Here is a 738-nt window from a genome sequence, read left to right on the forward strand (position 1 = left end):
AATGGTTCTACAAGGGCGACGGTTCGATTGTTGTGCGTCCGGGCAGCGCCTTCCAGACTCCCGCATTTGCCGAGGATGCCGGCGAAGAACCAGAGCTGACCGGGCTGTATGTGGTCGGCGACGATGGCAAGCCCTACCGCGTCGGGTTTGCCTTGGGCAACGAGTTCTCCGACCACGTCATGGAACGCCGTAACTACCTGTATCTGGCGCACTCCAAGCTGCGTAATTGCAGCTATGGCCCCGAGTTGCGCGTGGGGGACTTGCCTGGCCACCTGACCGGCATGAGCCGGATCCTGCGGGGCGAAGATGTGCTCTGGGAAAAGGAGTTCCTCAGCGGCGAGGACAACATGTGCCACAGCCTGGAAAACCTTGAATACCATCACTTCAAATACGCGCAATTCCTGCGCCCGGGTGACGTGCACGTGCATTTTTTCGGCACCGCCACGCTGTCCGTTGCCGACAATATCCAGACCCGTCCCGGGGATCGTTTCGAGATCAGCATGGCCGAGTTCGGCGAACCACTGATCAATGGCCTGCAAGCCGCGGCCCCGGAACTGAAGGCCGGAAAGGTGAATACTCTGTAAAAACGGCGGGCCTGATAACAGGCTCGCATCCCCTGCCCGCTTGATAAAAAACATAAAAAAGCGAGATGAGTATGAACAGTAAAACCGCTGCGCCAGGGCTCACCAAGGCGGCTGATGACGTAGCCGCCGCACGCCCCACCACCGTACGCTGGCG

General features: G+C 59.5%; 1 protein-coding gene. It reads left to right on the forward strand.

Going from position 1 to position 738, the window contains the following annotated elements; translation table 11 throughout:
- On the forward strand, positions 1-584 hold a 584-nt coding region (gene araD1, locus TU76_RS23995; protein WP_048352646.1), incomplete at its 5' end, for an AraD1 family protein.
- Between the last annotated feature and the right edge of the window lie 154 nt (positions 585-738).

The organism is Pseudomonas psychrophila, from assembly GCF_001043005.1.
Taxonomy (GTDB): Bacteria; Pseudomonadota; Gammaproteobacteria; order Pseudomonadales; family Pseudomonadaceae; genus Aquipseudomonas; species Aquipseudomonas psychrophila.